This is a genomic window from Bacillus cereus group sp. BfR-BA-01347, from assembly GCF_022663835.1.
GTDB lineage: Bacteria > Bacillota > Bacilli > Bacillales > Bacillaceae_G > Bacillus_A > Bacillus_A thuringiensis_K.
This window is the reverse complement of the sequence record NZ_JAKUGG010000002.1, coordinates 482,758-499,594: the sequence shown is the minus strand read 5'-3', so window position 1 is coordinate 499,594 and position 16,837 is coordinate 482,758. Positions and strand designations below refer to the sequence as shown.

Sequence of the window (16,837 nt, the reverse complement as noted above, 5' to 3'; positions counted from 1 at the left end):
ATAAAAGTATCGTGTATTTAAGTGTGCGGTCTAACTGTAATTCCATCAAATAAGTTTTTCCAAAATGCTTCATTGTATTGGTATACATCCATAATAGGGCATTTTATAACGCAAATATTTTGTAATCCCCAATCTTCTTGGGTGATGGTTGGTACATCTTCAGGAATGAGTAATAGGACAGAGAATGTATGTGTAACGATTTGAGATAAAATTTGTTCTAGGGAACATGCTTCTTCATATGTTCCTCCAGTTCGAATAAATAATATGGATGCTGCTGTTTCAATTGTAGCTAGAAAACGATTAATACGATGTTCATAGTTTAACTTAATTTCTGTATAAGAAGGCCAAGAAGCTGGTGTGTTTACATCTGTTTTAAAGTCGTGGCAAGAGTCGATTTCATATAGATTATCACGGAGTCTTAATTTTGCACCATCATCCCAAAATGAGATGAAGGATAAATTTTCGAAATTTAAAAAGCGGTCAAATCGATTTTGTAATAATACATTCACTTTTTCTAATGAGGGGCTTAGCATAAAATCAATAACGCCAAAAAAAGGTGATAATTCGAATTGATATAATGCCCAAGCAGGCCAGCAGTTTTGTCCTAAGCTGAATACTGCGTTATAATTTTGTTTTAGATTGGATAGATTCATGTGATGCAACTCATCCTTTTTGCTATTATTTTATGTCGCTTATAAAGGGTATGTGAAAAGAGATATACAAGCATATTTGTAAAGAATAAGCAGAAATATGTTACAATAGAAAAAAATCGAACGAGGTGGTTGTTACGATGCGATCGAAGCGAGAACAAGCCATTTTAGACAATATAAAAGAATGGGAAGCGCAATTAGTTGAGCAAGAAGCGACCGATTTTCAAAAAGTGTTTGATAAATGGTTACATACTGCAGTTGCGAAATTACCTGAGAAAAAGCGAAAAGAATTCTTCACGAAAGCAGATGGATGGCTCTTTCATTTGCATGCATTTATTCAAAGTTCACAAGCACAGTTAGATGCACGTAATCGGATTTTAGGAACATCAAGATTATTTGATGAATCGATTGAACAGCTTGAAGATTTGAAAGCATTATCTATTGATCAATTAACATACATAGCAGAGCAGCAAACAGCACGTCATCGTCTATATTCATTTGTACAAGGCGGGGCAACAGGTGCTGGAGGTTTATTATTATTAACGGCGGATTTTCCGGTTATGATCGCGTTAAATGTGAAGGCAGTCCAACTTATTGCCACATCATTTGGACATGATGTGAACAAGCCGTATGAAATGATGCTTGCGTTAAAGGTGTTTCATGCATCATTACTACCAGGAAGACTTCAGCAATACGCATGGTCCAATTTATTGCAAGAGCTGGAACAAGAAGATTCGTTCTTCTACGAAGGAGACGAAGCAGTGCTACAAACAGCTTCTACTGAGGTTGTGTTAAAACAAATTTTGAAGACATTTTCGATTTATGCTCTTCGTCGTAAATTATTCCAAGGTATACCGGTAATTGGAATGGCAATTGGATCTACAGTGAATTATCGTTTAACAAGAAACGTTACTGAATTTGCAAATAGATTTTATCAAGTGCGTCACATAGTCGAGAAAGAAAAAAGAGCATAAAAAAAGCGAGAGGCCGAAGCCTTTCGCTTTTTTAATTTGTTGCATGCTTTTTGGACATTGGAATAGATACTGGTTGCTTTTCTTCTGCTTTTGGATAATAAATTAAATCCAATGTTTTTGCCTGTACGGCAATTGAAAGAATAGTAAAAGCAATTTCTGTCCAATTTAAATAATATAATGAAAGCGCAAGAACAATCGCGTCAAAGACGAAGAAAATTTGCCCAATTGTAAAACGTGTTTTTTTACTTAATACAATTGTTAAAATATCGTCTCCACCGGTTGCACCGCCAAATCGCAATATAAAACCGAGTCCAATACCAGCTAACGCACCGCCAACTACTGCAGCTATAAATAAATTGTTTGATAAATCGACCGTAAATGGAGAATAATTTTCCATAAGAGAATAAAATACTCCGAATGAAATTGAACCTAAGAATGAATAGCCAACCATTTTTCTACCTAACAATGAAGCACATAGTAGAATAATTGGGATATCCATTATTACAGTTGAAATAGATGGTGAAATATCATAAAAATTTTGGATGAATAGTGCGATACCTACAAAGCCACCTTCTGTTAAGTGGTTTTGGAAGTGAATGTGATATAGCGCTGCTGCTAAAATAAATGAACCGATTAAAACCATAAAAACTTCTTTAATAATTTGTCGACTTTGGATGTTCCTCATCGTTATTCCTTCTTTCCGTAGTTAGTAGTCCTTTTTGTGTTGTAAACTAACTACGAGCTCACATGTAGCTTTCAGTTAGTTTACGAAAAAAACTAACTACGCTATATGTCGCTGAAGAAATAACGAATAATCCTCTCGTCCATCAATTCTCCCTACCTTCGTTTTAGTTTAAGTCTTAAAACGACTAAACAAAACGTGGAGTAGGATTCGTCATTTAGCAATCCTGCTCTTCTTTGTTTTGTTTAGCTAGTAACAATTAAGTCCTAAACAAAACGCTATGTGTAAGAAGAGTCTTTTTTTTGCCAAATTATCCTTCGGGCAATCATAATTTCCCCACTCTCGTATTTTTTTCGCTAGACTAAAGTATCTGAGCTGAAAAATACGCTACGTGTATGATTCGTCAATACGATGCCACATGCTCCTTCGAGCGATCATGATATCAAAATCCCTTCCTTCAAGATTTATACTATTATATCATACTTTTAAAAAATGTATGCGGATGGAAACCGACAATAAACGGAGGGAATCTACAAAAAATGTTATGTTTAAATATTTTTGTAGAAAAGCCTAAGTTATTTCTTACTTATTGGACAGTTTGTAACGGTTTGTCCAATAAGTAAGAAAAAAAGGGTTTTATTCCGTTGTATTTTTTTCATCACTTTTATCTTTAAAAAACGCATCCCAACTAATCACACCTAAAAAAGTTAAAGCGATAATAACGAAAGCACGCATAAGCTTTAGACCTCCTTTTGTACATAGTATATGAATCATTCGATTCGGAATGTGTCATTTTTTTACAAGTCTTAACTGTTATGAGAGTATATTAATATAGATAGATGATGGGGGAGTGAAGGTATGCTAAAAGAAATGTTCAAAAGAAAAGAATTAATATGTATTTCATGTCAGAAAAAAATTCAATATGAAGAAGAACTCGTCGCTTTTGTAAAGTTGCCGAAAGAAAGAAGTATATTAGTTGGTCCATTCGATGTATGTTTGGCGAAAACAGCACAAGAAATATATTGTAAATCATGTTACGACAAAAAAAGCATGACCCAAAGTAATTGAGGGGCATGCTTTTTTCATTGGTGTGCTTTCCCCTCAGATACATTTTGAGTGAGTCGATACCAAAGCCAAAGGTCATTAATGATGGAAGCAAGATCGGCAATTTCTGAATTTAGTTTACAAGAAACTTCGAAGTCTTCTTCGTTATTTAAATAATGTTGTTTTGTATTAATATAGTGCTCAAGTTCTTTTATACGATCAGGAATTTTCCCGCGAACTTGTTCCCATTTTAATAAAATAGCGTGTTGCATTTTTTCGGGGATATCTTCCCAATCTTCTTGTAAATGCGGAATTTCAATGCCGAGATGTTCATCGTAAAAGAAATACTTTTCCATAAGTTCACCCCCGTTTTCCTGCTTATATTGTACATAAAAACAGAAAGAAGTTCGACGAAATTGTTTGAAAAAATTTGAAAATGACTCTTGATACATTTTGTAAAAGGTGTTAAAGTGTGAATTATTATAAAAGAAAATGAATATTCATTCTTTAGGGGGATGCAAAATGGAGAAGAAAAAAGTTGTATTAGCATATTCCGGAGGTCTTGATACTTCCGTTGCAATTAAATGGTTACAAGAGAAGGATTATGATATTATCGCGCTTTGTTTAGACTTAGGGGAAGGCAAAGACTTAGCATTTGTAAAAGAAAAGGCACTTTCAGTAGGTGCAATTAAATCATATATGATTGATGTTCAAGAAGAATTTGCAAACGAATATGCATTGATGGCGATGCAAGCACACACATTATACGAAGGGAAATATCCTCTTGTTTCGGCGCTATCACGCCCACTTATCGCGAAGAAATTAGTAGAAATTGCAGAGCAAGAAGGAGCGACTGCAGTTGCACATGGATGTACAGGGAAAGGAAATGATCAAGTTCGTTTTGAAGTTTCTATTCAAGCATTAAATCCTTACTTAGAAGTGATTGCACCTGTACGTGAATGGAAGTGGTCACGTGAAGAAGAAATTGCCTATGCAAAAGAAAACGATGTACCAATTCCGATTAATTTAGATAGCCCATTTTCAATAGATCAAAACTTATGGGGACGCAGCAACGAATGTGGAATTTTAGAAGATCCATGGGCAGCACCGCCAGAAGATGCATATGAGATGACACTGGCATTAGAAGATACACCGAATAAACCAGAGTTTGTAGAAATCGGATTTGAAGCAGGCGTACCGACGACTTTAAATGGTACTGCATATTCACTTGCAGAATTAATTAAAACGCTAAATGCACTTGCTGGAAAACATGGCGTTGGACGTATTGATCACGTAGAAAATCGTCTTGTCGGTATTAAATCTCGTGAAGTATACGAATGCCCAGCAGCAATGACGTTAATTACTGCGCATAAAGAGTTGGAAGATTTAACACACGTAAAAGAAGTAGCGCATTTTAAACCAGTGATTGAACAGAAAATAACAGAACTTATTTATAATGGTTTATGGTTCTCGCCTTTAAAACAAGCGCTTCATGCATTTTTACAAGAAACGCAAAAGAATGTAACAGGTACAGTGCGTGTGAAATTATTTAAAGGTCATGCGATTGTAGAAGGACGTAAATCTGAATACTCTTTATACGATGAAAAATTAGCAACATATACTGCTCAAGATGAATTTAATCATGATGCAGCAGTTGGATTCATTTCATTATTCGGTTTACCGACGAAAGTATACAGCCAAGTGAATCAAAAGAAGGTGGAGGCGTGAGCAAACTTTGGGGCGGACGTTTTACAGAAGAAGCGGAAGCATGGGTTGAAGAGTTCGGAGCATCCATCTCCTTCGATCAACAATTAGTAAATCAAGATATAAACGGAAGTATTGCACACGTAACGATGCTAGCAAAGCAAGGCATCGTTACGAAAGAGGAAGCCGAGAAAATAAAGATAGGTCTTCAATATTTATTAGAAGAAGCGAAACAAAATAAATTGCATTTTTCAGTTGAAGCGGAAGACATTCATTTAAATATCGAAAAGATGTTAATTGAAAAAATCGGTGAAGTGGGAGGGAAACTTCATACTGGCCGAAGCCGTAATGATCAAGTAGCGACAGATATGCACTTATATTTAAAAGAAAAAGTAGAACATATTATAAAAGCTACAAAACAATTGCAGACGGTTCTTGTTCATCAAGCAGAAAATAATATTGAAACGATTATGCCTGGCTATACGCATTTGCAGCGTGCTCAGCCGATTTCATTTGCTCATCATATTCTCGCTTATTTTTGGATGTTAGAGCGTGATGTGAGTCGTTATGAAGATTCGTTAAAGCGTATTAACATTTCGCCGTTAGGGGCAGGAGCGTTAGCAGGGACAACATTCCCGATTGACAGAGAATATAGTGCGGAGCTTCTTGGATTTAATGGAATCTATGAAAATAGTTTAGATGCAGTAAGCGATCGTGATTTCATACTGGAGTTCCTAAGTAACTCATCTATGCTCATGATGCACTTATCACGCTTTTGCGAAGAACTTATTTTATGGAGTAGCCAAGAGTTTCAATTTATTGAAATGAGCGATCAATACGCAACGGGAAGTAGTATTATGCCGCAAAAGAAAAATCCTGATATGGCGGAACTAATCCGCGGTAAAACAGGCAGAGTATACGGTAATTTATTTAGTTTACTTACAGTCATGAAAGGATTACCACTCGCTTACAATAAAGACTTACAAGAAGATAAAGAAGGAATGTTTGATACAGTTAAAACAGTAGAAGGTTGCCTTCATATTATGGCGGGCATGCTTGAAACGATGACTGTAAACAAAGAAAAAATGGGGCAAGCTGTGACGCAAGATTTCTCCAACGCAACAGAAATTGCCGACTACTTAGCAAGTAAAGGACTACCATTCCGTCAAGCTCATGAAATTGTTGGGAAGCTAGTGCTACACTGCACACAAAACGGAATTTATTTAGTAGATGTCCCACTTGCAACGTATAAAGAGATGAGTTCGTTATTTGAAGAAGATTTGTATGAAGTTCTTTCACCATATGAGGCTGTAAAGCGTCGTAATAGTGCTGGTGGGACAGGGTTTGAACAAATCAAAAACGCTTTGGAAAAGGCGAAGGGGTTAACGAAAGAAATTATTAAGAATTGAGTTGGGAAGTACGCCAGTCTAGTAAAGTCTGGCGTACTTTATTTTTTACTAGCATTTAAGTTACAATGTAGTAAAAAATAACAATTTAGAGGAAGTCTATGAAAAAAATAGTGTTTATCATTGTACTGGTAATTAGTTTAATTGCAAATGCTAAAGTGTTTCTTTTGGACAAATATATGTATGTTGGTGAAAAAGAAAAGCGAGAAGAAGCGATTATCGCAACGATGTGGCATTTGCAAGATAAAGGATATAAAGAAAGTGATATTGCATACATAAAACCGGCCTTTTATAGCAAAATGGATTCGTATGGAATGAATGTGCAGTTTAAAGATGAACCAAATGAATCATATACATATAGAGTTTTAAAAGATGCGAAAACAAATAAACTAACTGTACACCAAGATAGCAATGAGCAAGGTGGTATGGGCGGGAAGCATCAAGAGCTTAAATAAAGAAAGAAAACGACTGATGGCATTCGCCTGCAGTCGTTTTTCTTTTAATCATACTTATGTCGATCTTCCGTAATTCGAATATACTCAATATCCATTAAATCTCGTAGTAATGCACCGTTACTTAGTTCAATTCCGTGTGTCTCTTTAAAATGTTCACGGATTGTCTCTAACATTTCAATTTCTTTTCCATTCACATCTAAAATAATACGTTCAGAATCATCCATATAGCATCCTCCTTTTTTAAACATATATATTTTGTCCGTCTATTTCTAAAAAATGTATGTTAACGTAATGTTAGGAAATAAGAAAGGAATGGAAAATGAGGCGTATTTATTTTATAGGGGTAATTTTGTATACGTTAGTTGTATTACATGTTGCATTCCCAAATATCTTTTCATTTGAGGATTTAGAAACAGTACACGTTGCGATATTTATTTTTGCTCTATTTGTAGTAGATTGCTTTATTTCTATATGGCTTTCGAAAAGAAAAGATATACAAGGTAAAAAAGAAATGGAACGGAAAAGGAGAAAACGTTCAGTTTGGATGACGACGTATTGCTTTTCTTTAGCAATTGCTGCTGCTTTTTTTAGTGAGCATATTCCGTTAGAAAGATTAAATATTGGATTTGGAGCGTTCGTATTTGCATACTATTTTTTTATGCACTTTCTTCCTTATATGAAAGAAAAGAGAGGAGAAGAGGAAGACCAGCTTGTAGAAGAAGCGAGAGAACAAGAGAGTAAGAGATTTGAAGGAGATATAAAGAAACTTGGAGAACAAAAGTGGTATTTAAAATCAAAAATCATATACGTTCTTTGCTTTATTACGCCGCCAATTGGTTATTTATATGTTTTCTTTCTTCGTAAAAAAATGACAGAAGGTGCAAAGCAAACGTACTTAATGGTTGCGACGATTATGATGGCATTATGGTCTTTGAAGTTTCTACCTCCTTATATCTTGGCAATTACCGTTGTTGTTATAGCTTGTCTTGTATTTCTAGTAAAATATGTGAAATGAAAAACACCAAGCCCATGTGGACTTGGTGTTTTATCTATAAATTAAAGCTCACCTTGTTCCTCATCACCACGAACAACAAGGACATCGCATTTCGCATAGCGAATAATATGTTCAGAGACGCTACCAATTAGGAAACGCTCAACAGCATTTAAACCAGTCGCGCCACACATAATTAAATCTACTTTATGGTTTGGAGCGATTTCTTTTGAAATTTTAGATTTAGGGTTACCAAATTCTAATACAGTTTCAATTTTTTCAAGACCAGCTTCAAGCGCAGTTTTTTTGTAGTCTTCTAATAAGTCTTCGGCAAATAGATTTGCACGTTCAGCAATTGCACGGCTATAAGCCTCTACTGCTGAGTACGCTTTTACATCAACGATATGAGCAATTGTTAATGTTGCATTATTGCGCTTTGCGACTTGAATTGCTTTTTTAAAGGCTTTTTCTGCTTCTTTAGAACCATCCACCGCGATTAAAATATTTGTATATGTATTATTCATAGTAAATTCCTCCCAATCTGTTTTATAACTGTTTACAACTTAATTATAAAACAAATTTTGGTAACGTGCTTGCCAGAAACGTTACAGAATTTTGAAAACTCTGTTTCAATTCATTTTAGTTGTAATTGGAGCGAGAACTTGTTACATATGAAGTATAGCAATTTAAAAGGGGGCAGTTTTGTGAGACATGCGCTCATTACAGCCGGTACGAAAGGTTTAGGAAAGCAAGTAACAGAAAAGTTATTGGCTAAAGGCTATTCAGTAACAGTAACATATCATAGCGATATAACGGCTATGGAAACGATGAAAGAAATATATAAAAACGTAGAAGAGCGTCTACAATTCGTGCAAGCGGATGTCACGAAAAAGGAAGATTTACATAAAATGGTAGAAGAAGCGATAAGCCGTTTTGGCAAAATTGATTTCTTAATTAATAATGCTGGTCCATATGTATTTGAACGAAAAAAGTTAGTCGATTATGAAGAAGATGAATGGAATGAAATGATTCAGGGTAATTTAACAGCGGTATTTCATTTGTTGAAACTTGTCGTTCCGGTTATGAGAAAACAGAACTTTGGCCGTATTATTAATTACGGATTCCAAGGGGCAGATAGTGCACCGGGATGGATTTATCGTTCAGCTTTTGCAGCAGCGAAAGTAGGACTTGTTTCATTAACGAAAACTGTTGCTTACGAAGAAGCAGAATATGGAATTACTGCAAATATGGTATGCCCTGGTGATATTATTGGTGAAATGAAAGAAGCGACAATTCAAGAAGCACGTCAGTTGAAAGAACGTAAAACACCAATTGGTAGATCTGGAACAGGCGAAGATATCGCAAGAACGATTTCGTTTTTATGTGAGGAAGATTCCGATATGATTACCGGTACAATTATTGAAGTAACTGGTGCAGTAGATGTTATTCATAGACATCGATAGAGAAAAATAAAGTGAAGATTCGAATGATTGGACAGTTTATCCTTTATGCTGATAGGTGCGGATAATACTGTCCTTTAATATAAAATTAAATCTATCGGAAAACTTATATTATTTTTTGTCAAATATTGAGATATTATGTTAAAATATAAGAGCGTAGAAAGCGCTTTAAAAAATGATTCAGGGGTCATTTCATAACTCAAGGGGGAACTAATAATGCGTATCGGTATTCCAACAGAAATTAAAAACAATGAAAACCGCGTGGCAATGACGCCAGCGGGAGCAGTACATTTAGTGCAAAATGGTCATGAAGTTTTTGTTCAAAAAGGAGCAGGTTTAGGGTCTGGCTTTACGGATGAAGAATACGTACAAGCTGGTGCGAAACTTGTTGAAACTGCTGAAGAAGCATGGAATCAAGATATGGTTATGAAGGTAAAAGAGCCAGTAGCAAGTGAATACGGCTATTTTCGCGAAGGTTTAATTTTATTCACATACTTACACTTAGCTCCAGAACCAGAATTAACGAAAGCATTAATTGATAACAAAGTTGTATCAATTGCATACGAAACAGTACAATTAGATAATCGTTCATTACCATTACTTGCACCTATGAGTGAAGTAGCAGGTCGTATGTCTGCACAAATCGGTGCACAATTCCTTGAGAAAAACAAAGGCGGTAAAGGTATTTTACTTGCAGGCGTTCCAGGGGTAAAACGCGGCAAAGTAACAATTATCGGCGGTGGTCAAGCTGGTACAAACGCAGCGAAGATTGCAGTAGGTTTAGGTGCAGATGTAACAATCATCGACTTAAGCGCAGAACGTCTTCGTCAACTAGATGACATTTTCGGTAACCAAGTAAAAACATTAATGTCTAATCCATACAACATTGCAGAAGCTGTAAAAGAATCTGACCTTGTTATTGGTGCAGTATTAATTCCAGGTGCAAAAGCGCCAAAACTTGTAACTGAAGAAATGATTCAATCAATGGAACCAGGTTCTGTCGTTGTAGATATCGCGATTGACCAAGGTGGTATTTTCGAAACAACTGATCGTATTACAACTCATGATAACCCAACTTACGAAAAACACGGCGTTGTTCATTATGCAGTTGCTAATATGCCAGGTGCGGTTCCACGTACGTCAACTCTTGCATTAACAAACGTAACAGTACCATATGCAGTGCAAATTGCGAACAAAGGCTACAAAGATGCTTGCCTAGGCAACACTGCATTATTAAAAGGTATTAACACATTAGACGGATATGTAACATTCGAAGCAGTTGCAGAAGCGCACGGCTTACAATACGCTGATGCGAAAGAGCTTCTTGAAAAAGCTCCTGCTTTATCATAATAGAGACAAATTCAAGACCTTCCTTTATGAGGAGGGTCTTTTTTTATGGAGAAATAACATGTGAATAATTGTTATTTATTGGTGTAAATTGATTTTCATTATGATAATTTAGAATTATATAACAAAAAGAGGGGATTCAATGGGGAGCAAAAAGAGGAAGAAAAAGCAAGCTAAAAGACAAAAGTATATAAAGAAAAAACAGGAACAGAACATACCTCTTTCAAAAAAAGTGGTCATTATGATAGAGAAAACATTTCGGTATATTTGTATGGCTCTGTATGTGATTTTGTGTATGTATTCATTTGGAGTGTTGTACAGTTTTGAGATAACCCCCAATATTATTGAGAGCATTCTAGAAGTTGCACTTGTCGTAATAGAATTAGCCTTATTCGTTATACTCTTTGCTACAGTATGGCCTAGTCATGAAAGTAAGAAAGATAAGCAAAGAAAAATGAGAAAAAAATCTTCATATGCTTCAAGTTCATCAAGTGGATTCGGTGACTACAGTAGCAATGATTGTAGCAGCTCAAGTGATGGTGAGGGAGATTGCGGAGGTGGTGGAGACTAAGCTAGTTTTTCAGAAGAACGACTAATGAAAGGATGAGACGAAAGATGGAAACTGTGAACTTAATAGAATTAACAAAGGACATTCAAGATCAACATAAAAACTTCGTCGTTTCAAATGTAAATAGTCATTGCTTACGAATCGCTGTATTTACTGGTGAATATGATTGGCACTATCATTCTAATTCGGATGAATTATTCATTGTATTAGAGGGAGAATTACTTATTGATTTTGAGGATGGAGAAACAGCGGTATTAAAGCCAAATGATTCTATTTTAATTCCAGCATGTACGATTCATAGAACGAGAGCATTAAAGAGAACGGTAAATCTTTGTTTTGAAAATATAGAGGCGGATACAATTATAGTGGAGCAATTATGAAAAAATTATCTGTAGCCGAGTATAGAAAAATCCTTCCGATTTTAGAAAGTTATACAAAAACGACGACGTTTGCTTATGCGGTATGTGATCAAATGATAGATGGTGAAGTTTTTACAAACGGGCAGTTAACAGCAGGATTAATTATTACAGGTAACGGTATCTATTATTTATTTGGTGATACGGATGATCACAAGTATAACGAAAATTTATTTGCATATTTAAAAATGGCTATTGAAAAAACAGAGAAGAGATTTACACTCTTTACTTCAAGTGAAGAGTGGGAAATGATGATAGAAGGGCGATTTAGTAATATACTTCGGAACATTCCGCGAATGAAATTTCAAAGCATAACCTTTGAAGAGAAAAAACAAGATTGTAACATAAATACATATGAAGTGAAGCGTATTGATAGAAAAGATATAGCACAAAGCAATGAATTTACAGAGGAATATTATAAAGAATATTGGGGATCAACTAAAGTGTTTTTAAATAATGGCTTTGGATTCTGTATAGAACAAGATGGGATAATTGTAGCGGAATGTGTTTCGATATTTAACGGGAATGGATTTGCTGAAATTGATATGGTAACGCATGAAGCATATCAAGGGAAAGGATTAGCCCAAGCTGTTGCAATGCGGTTCATTGAACATTGTATGAAAAATAATATTACACCGTGCTGGGATTGTTATGTAGACAATATTCCTTCGCAAAAATTAGCTAGTAAATTAAGTTTTTATCATCCAATAGAATATAGATTGCTTGTACGTAAGAAAACGGGGGAATAAAAATGAATGTGGAGTTAACGAGATTCAAAGTGAAACAAGGTAAAAGTCGTCGTGTAGATGAATGGATGCAGCTTCTGAATGACAATATGAAAGAAGTGCTGTTGACACTAAACGACGAAAAAATGTACGTTGAGACAATTTTCCGGGAAATAAGAGATGGAGAAGAGTACTTATATTGGTATTCTGTGCAAGGAAAAGGTGGTATTTTTGTCGAAAATTCGCATCATGAAATTGATAAAAAGCATTTAGCGTTTTGGTATGAATGTATTGATGAAGAAGCACCATCTGTTGATATGAAAACAGAAGTTGTTATGATTCAAGATGTTGTGAAGGAAGCGATGAAATAATAGATTGTTATTTTATAACCGTAAAATGGTCTTCTTTTTTGTTGGAATATATATTATTGGAGATGCTGTAGGATGAAAATTAGTAATAAATATATCACTCTCGATGAAATAGAGATAATAAGAGAATCCTTAAATAAATTGCATGAATATCATAATAATAAATCAAAATATTTTTCTGGCGATTATCCAAGAATGACATTTGAGGAACGTATTGAAAATTATAAAAAGAACTCAAAGTACGGAGAATATAGAATTGAATTATTGATTGAATCAGAAACAGATAATATATTAGGATTTTGTATAGCGTATAGTAAAAGCGTAAGCGGGAAGGTTGAAGTTTTATTTGTCGATGAAAAATACCGAAGAAACGGATTTGGTTTGAAATTAATGAATGGTGCAGTGGAATGGTTTAAAGAAAAGAAGATAGATGAAATTGAATTAACAGTAGTATACGGAAATGAAGCTGTATCGTTTTATGAAAAGCTGGGGTTTTATCCTCGTTCAATTATTATGGCAACTAAGTCATAACGGTAGTATGGGGAGAGAGGAGTGGGAGTCTTTGTTTGAAAAAAATGATTCATATTTTACTAGAATATATGTGAAGAGCGCATCAAAATAGATGTGCTTTTTATTATGAAAAAATTTATAAAAGCTGCATTTGGATATCTTTAAGTGAAAATAAAGAGGGATATCGAGAATATTTTAGGATAAACTATAAAGAAATAAAAAAACACCAAACCAAAAGACTTACCAATATACGGTGTAGTCGTAACAGGGAAAACAGAGGATTTACAAAGTTTACAAGGGTCACCGTATATTAAGGCTGCTGTAAGAGGTGTAACAGTTGAGAAATATTAATTACAGTCTATTAATGTGAATAATCAGAAAATTTATGGTATACTATGTGAAAAGGAGGTTTATATGAGGCAAATACATGGAGCAATTTATATTTACATAACAATGTTTTTCGTGGCGATATCCTATGGATTAGGGCACGTGTATTCGCATCCTATACTAACTTTTTTAAGCGGAGCATGTATGGCGTTTGCGCTTCTTGTCCACCTTTTCTCAGTTTGGATCGTGAAATTTCAATTAAATATTAGTGAAATAGAAGAAGGCACTTTCTAAGTGGCCTTCTTTTTTTAATAATATTTTCGAAGTTCTTGTAGCAATTTTTCAATTTCGCATTCAGTTTCTTTACATATAGACATTGTACGTAATCTGAAAAATAAGCTACGTAAGAAAGATTTTATATTTCCGTATAGATACTCGTACGATTCAATATGTAATGTTTGTTTTTTGACGGGTAATTGAGCTACTAAATCATGAAGGGCTAATATGAGTACTTCTTCTTTTAGACCACTTTGGAGCATTGCGACAATCGGATAAACGAGACGTTCATCTTCCTCATATTTGTAGTAAATAGAATGGACGCAAACTTTGTTTAATAAAGTTTGTAATATTTCCTCGTAATATAAAGTTTCCAGTTTAGGACTACGAATAAGCGCCTCAAATGTATCAGAAGCGTGAGCGATACTATGTGCCCAGCCGTGGTCTTGCACATATCCGCGGAAATCATGCTCGTTGTTCATATATAGAACTAATTGATCTTTTACATGTAAAAGATCAGCCTGTGATAAGAAATTATGGTTTGTATCGGCATCAATAATGAGTGTAATTAATAATGTTGTAAAGGCGCGGGTAAATACCGCATCTTCGTCATCCAAATGAATTTTATACAATAAATATTTGTCACTGATGCTTTCTGATAATAGTTTCTGTAAGTGTGTGTGTGAAATATAGTCCTTCTTGATTAGGTGATAAAAAGTAGAGTAGATAAGTTTATCTCTTAAATAACTATCAGTATCCCCAATATGCTCCAGCATACTGGAACTTAAAGGATCGATATTGAGGACATTATTGATTACGTAATTATTATTACAAATTTCTTCTAACTGTTGTTGTAACATATAAACCTCCTATTTTAGAAAATTCTGTATTTTGATAGTATAATAAGAGGAAGAAATAGACAATAAATAAATGCTTTTGAATGGAGGGGCATGATGAAGAGAGCATTATTCTTTTTCATTAGTATTTTCTTTTTAGGGAGTTGTTCGATTTGGTATGTTACTTTTTCTAGCGAGAGCAAAAGTTGGACGGGACAATATAAGGGCCATATTAAGGACGACAGTGAAGATGGAGTGTTTACGTTTCAGTACAAAGGCGGAGATGGGAATACAGAATTTAAAAATTTAGAGATTGCTATTAATGGAGCCTTTAGCACAATGACACAAACGTCAGAAAGTCATAAAGGAGCAAAGATTGAAATGAAATCATCTTGTGTAAGTTGTGCGCCTTTATCTAAAGATGAACCGATAGAGGTTGTGATTAAATGGGATGATAAGTATGAGGAGAAGATGGTGTTAAATTTGAAATAGCCTAGAGTAAGGAGTTAAAAATGAATAGGCATATGAAAAAATTAATGTTTATAAATGTATTTCTAATCATATTATCAGCGTGCACTACAAAACAAGTAGAGGTAAAAAAAGTACCTGAAGAAGGGTATGTCATAGTAAGAAATGACACGGTATTTTTCGTCAGTGATAAAACGTTTGAAACAAAAATAGAGTTACAAAATTATATAGAACAACAAATGAATAAAGAGTATCCATCACATATAGTTTTGAGCTTTAAGGATAAACGTGCATATAATCAATTAAAAACAGGGGATAAAATAAAATTATGGTCTTCTCAAATGCTTGAAAGTTATCCAGCAAAAATGATTGTAGAGAAATTTGAAATAGTAGAGAAATAGAAAAAGGCAGCAACCAAGCTGCCTTTTTTCTTATTTTACAAATTGTAATTCTTTCGGGAACTTCGTTAAAATTTCTGATCCGTCTTTTGTGATGTAAATATCATCTTCAATACGAACGCCACCTACGTTTGGTACGTAAATACCTGGCTCGATTGTGAAGACCATACCTTCTTTTAATGGAGACTCGTTACTAGCTTTTACATCTGGATATTCGTGTACGCTAATTCCAAGTCCGTGACCAAGGCGGTGCGGGAAGAAGTCACCGTAACCTGCATCTGCGATAACAGAACGAGCAGCATTGTCGATTGCGCCAAGTGTAACACCTGGTTTACATGCTTCAACTGCTTGTAGTTGTCCAGCAAGTACAGTGTTGTAAATACGAGTTTGCTCTTCAGAAATCCCACCGAATGCCACTGTACGTGTAATATCAGAGCAATAACCATCAATGATTACGCCTAAATCAAATAGTACGAAATCGCCGCGTTTCATTTTGTTTGCGCCAGGAATACCGTGTGGAAGAGCTGAGTTCGCACCTGCTAATACCATCGTATCAAATGACATTTTATGTATGCCTTTTGTTTTTAATTCGTGTTCAATAATTGCTAATACTTCTAGCTCGCTGCGGTTTTCTTTAATTGCATTTACACCAACTTCAACAGCATAGTCCGCCATTTTAGCTGCTTCGCGTAAAATAGAAAGCTCTTTTTCATCTTTAATTAAACGAAGTTCACGAACTTTCTCTTCAGCTGATTTGAAAGCTGCATTTGGGAATAGTTTTGTTAATTCTTCGTAGCGTTCTACGTTTAAATGTTCTTTTTCAATTGCAACTGCATTTGCATTGATGCCGCGGTCTTTAATTGCTTTTGCAATCATATCCCATGGTCGATCAGTGTCAGTGAATCCGATAATTTCATGTGCCCAGCCAGCGTTACGAGCTTGACCTTCTTCCATTTTAGGACAAATTAAAATAGGTTCTTTTTCTTGGAATACAAACATACCAAGTAATCTTTCATGTGGTTCACAGTGGAAGTTTGTCATGTAGAAAACGTTCGGTGTAGAAGTTAAGAACGCAGCTTCTATGTTTTTTTCTTTTAGCCATTGCATTAAATTTTCTAATCTAGCATTCATCGATTGGCACCCCCGAGATATTTAATTACAAATATAACTTTAACTCGGAAGAAAGCGTTATGACAAGTAAATAGATGTTAGAAAAGACAGGGGATTCAAAA

The 16,837-nt window shown here is 34.9% G+C and carries 23 protein-coding genes and 1 pseudogene; 17 read left to right on the top strand and 7 right to left on the bottom strand.

What is annotated here, in order from left to right; genetic code table 11:
• Positions 1-17: 17 nt before the first annotated feature.
• The gene (locus MR143_RS05905) at positions 18-653 is read right to left on the bottom strand and encodes a DUF1796 family putative cysteine peptidase (RefSeq protein WP_046945884.1); all 636 of its coding nucleotides are present in this window, start codon (positions 651-653) and stop codon (positions 18-20) included.
• A gap of 137 nt (positions 654-790) precedes the next feature.
• Here MR143_RS05905 and MR143_RS05900 point away from each other — a divergent pair, with 137 nt between their 5' ends.
• A complete protein-coding gene (locus tag MR143_RS05900; RefSeq protein ID WP_242280627.1) occupies positions 791-1,624 on the top strand; it encodes an EcsC family protein in 834 nt (277 codons plus the stop codon).
• A gap of 31 nt (positions 1,625-1,655) precedes the next feature.
• On the opposite strand, the gene MR143_RS05895 is transcribed toward MR143_RS05900, so the two are convergent.
• Positions 1,656-2,309 (bottom strand): YitT family protein, encoded by a 654-nt coding sequence (locus tag MR143_RS05895; RefSeq protein ID WP_001244525.1) that lies wholly within the window; start codon positions 2,307-2,309, stop codon positions 1,656-1,658.
• An 855-nt stretch (positions 2,310-3,164) separates the two neighbouring features.
• Between MR143_RS05895 and MR143_RS05890 the strand changes: the two genes are divergently transcribed.
• Complete coding sequence (locus MR143_RS05890; protein ID WP_000910674.1) at positions 3,165-3,374, top strand: hypothetical protein; 210 nt, start codon at positions 3,165-3,167, stop codon at positions 3,372-3,374.
• Between the two features lie 14 nt (positions 3,375-3,388).
• Here MR143_RS05890 and MR143_RS05885 read toward each other — a convergent pair whose 3' ends face one another.
• On the bottom strand, positions 3,389-3,706 hold the full coding sequence (locus MR143_RS05885) for a hypothetical protein (RefSeq protein WP_000417120.1): 318 nt from the start codon (positions 3,704-3,706) through the stop codon (positions 3,389-3,391).
• A 166-nt stretch (positions 3,707-3,872) separates the two neighbouring features.
• Between MR143_RS05885 and MR143_RS05880 the strand changes: the two genes are divergently transcribed.
• The 3 genes from MR143_RS05880 to MR143_RS05870 all read left to right on the top strand — a co-directional run bounded on the left by MR143_RS05880 (position 3,873) and on the right by MR143_RS05870 (position 6,915).
• On the top strand, positions 3,873-5,078 hold the full coding sequence (locus tag MR143_RS05880) for an argininosuccinate synthase (RefSeq protein WP_000412307.1): 1,206 nt from the start codon (positions 3,873-3,875) through the stop codon (positions 5,076-5,078).
• Positions 5,075-6,463, top strand: a complete 1,389-nt coding sequence (argH, locus tag MR143_RS05875; protein ID WP_000041263.1) for an argininosuccinate lyase — start codon at positions 5,075-5,077, stop codon at positions 6,461-6,463. Before MR143_RS05880 ends, argH begins: the two co-directional genes overlap by 4 nt.
• Before the next feature lie 98 nt (positions 6,464-6,561).
• Positions 6,562-6,915: a DUF3139 domain-containing protein gene (locus tag MR143_RS05870; protein WP_000724673.1), complete on the top strand. Its 354-nt coding sequence runs from the start codon at positions 6,562-6,564 to the stop codon at positions 6,913-6,915.
• Positions 6,916-6,959: 44 nt separating this feature from the next.
• Here the strand turns inward: MR143_RS05870 and MR143_RS05865 are convergent, their stop codons facing one another.
• Entirely contained in the window at positions 6,960-7,139 is a 180-nt protein-coding gene (locus tag MR143_RS05865; protein ID WP_000342763.1) for a hypothetical protein, read from the bottom strand.
• Between the two features lie 95 nt (positions 7,140-7,234).
• On the opposite strand from MR143_RS05865, the gene MR143_RS05860 reads away from it, so the two are divergent.
• A complete protein-coding gene (locus tag MR143_RS05860; RefSeq protein ID WP_002181044.1) occupies positions 7,235-7,930 on the top strand; it encodes a hypothetical protein in 696 nt (231 codons plus the stop codon).
• A 41-nt stretch (positions 7,931-7,971) separates the two neighbouring features.
• On the opposite strand, the gene MR143_RS05855 is transcribed toward MR143_RS05860, so the two are convergent.
• Complete coding sequence (locus MR143_RS05855; protein ID WP_001066673.1) at positions 7,972-8,430, bottom strand: universal stress protein; 459 nt, start codon at positions 8,428-8,430, stop codon at positions 7,972-7,974.
• A 147-nt stretch (positions 8,431-8,577) separates the two neighbouring features.
• Between MR143_RS05855 and MR143_RS05850 the strand changes: the two genes are divergently transcribed.
• From MR143_RS05850 to MR143_RS05810, 9 genes and pseudogenes are all read left to right on the top strand, one after another.
• On the top strand, positions 8,578-9,369 hold the full coding sequence (locus tag MR143_RS05850; RefSeq protein ID WP_033673114.1) for an SDR family oxidoreductase: 792 nt from the start codon (positions 8,578-8,580) through the stop codon (positions 9,367-9,369).
• A gap of 213 nt (positions 9,370-9,582) precedes the next feature.
• Complete coding sequence (gene ald / locus MR143_RS05845) at positions 9,583-10,716, top strand: alanine dehydrogenase (RefSeq protein WP_001219405.1); 1,134 nt, start codon at positions 9,583-9,585, stop codon at positions 10,714-10,716.
• Between the two features lie 139 nt (positions 10,717-10,855).
• On the top strand, positions 10,856-11,284 hold the full coding sequence (locus MR143_RS05840) for a hypothetical protein (RefSeq protein WP_000534939.1): 429 nt from the start codon (positions 10,856-10,858) through the stop codon (positions 11,282-11,284).
• A gap of 44 nt (positions 11,285-11,328) precedes the next feature.
• Positions 11,329-11,661: a cupin domain-containing protein gene (locus tag MR143_RS05835; protein WP_000450939.1), complete on the top strand. Its 333-nt coding sequence runs from the start codon at positions 11,329-11,331 to the stop codon at positions 11,659-11,661.
• Positions 11,658-12,446: a GNAT family N-acetyltransferase gene (locus MR143_RS05830; protein ID WP_242280626.1), complete on the top strand. Its 789-nt coding sequence runs from the start codon at positions 11,658-11,660 to the stop codon at positions 12,444-12,446. The genes MR143_RS05835 and MR143_RS05830 overlap by 4 nt, the downstream gene beginning before the upstream one ends.
• Before the next feature lie 2 nt (positions 12,447-12,448).
• Entirely contained in the window at positions 12,449-12,793 is a 345-nt protein-coding gene (locus tag MR143_RS05825; RefSeq protein WP_001100236.1) for a DUF6176 family protein, read from the top strand.
• A gap of 72 nt (positions 12,794-12,865) precedes the next feature.
• Complete coding sequence (locus tag MR143_RS05820) at positions 12,866-13,321, top strand: GNAT family N-acetyltransferase (RefSeq protein ID WP_000703676.1); 456 nt, start codon at positions 12,866-12,868, stop codon at positions 13,319-13,321.
• A gap of 137 nt (positions 13,322-13,458) precedes the next feature.
• A pseudogene (locus tag MR143_RS05815) lies at positions 13,459-13,651 on the top strand (anti sigma factor C-terminal domain-containing protein); the annotation flags it as partial.
• A 63-nt stretch (positions 13,652-13,714) separates the two neighbouring features.
• Positions 13,715-13,921, top strand: a complete 207-nt coding sequence (locus MR143_RS05810; RefSeq protein WP_001248905.1) for a hypothetical protein — start codon at positions 13,715-13,717, stop codon at positions 13,919-13,921.
• 14 nt (positions 13,922-13,935) lie between these two features.
• Here the strand turns inward: MR143_RS05810 and MR143_RS05805 are convergent, their stop codons facing one another.
• Positions 13,936-14,763 carry a DUF2785 domain-containing protein gene (locus MR143_RS05805; protein WP_242280625.1) on the bottom strand — a complete coding sequence of 276 codons (828 nt, stop codon included), beginning with the start codon at positions 14,761-14,763 and terminating at the stop codon, positions 13,936-13,938.
• 93 nt (positions 14,764-14,856) lie between these two features.
• Here MR143_RS05805 and MR143_RS05800 point away from each other — a divergent pair, with 93 nt between their 5' ends.
• Both MR143_RS05800 and MR143_RS05795 read left to right on the top strand, forming a co-directional pair.
• Positions 14,857-15,231, top strand: coding sequence for a hypothetical protein (locus MR143_RS05800; protein WP_000816729.1), 375 nt, complete (start codon positions 14,857-14,859; stop codon positions 15,229-15,231).
• Positions 15,232-15,251: 20 nt separating this feature from the next.
• On the top strand, positions 15,252-15,608 hold the full coding sequence (locus tag MR143_RS05795) for a DUF3221 domain-containing protein (RefSeq protein ID WP_001079381.1): 357 nt from the start codon (positions 15,252-15,254) through the stop codon (positions 15,606-15,608).
• Between the two features lie 30 nt (positions 15,609-15,638).
• Here MR143_RS05795 and pepQ read toward each other — a convergent pair whose 3' ends face one another.
• The gene (gene pepQ / locus MR143_RS05790; RefSeq protein WP_000994016.1) at positions 15,639-16,736 is read right to left on the bottom strand and encodes a Xaa-Pro dipeptidase; all 1,098 of its coding nucleotides are present in this window, start codon (positions 16,734-16,736) and stop codon (positions 15,639-15,641) included.
• Positions 16,737-16,837: the final 101 nt, after the last annotated feature.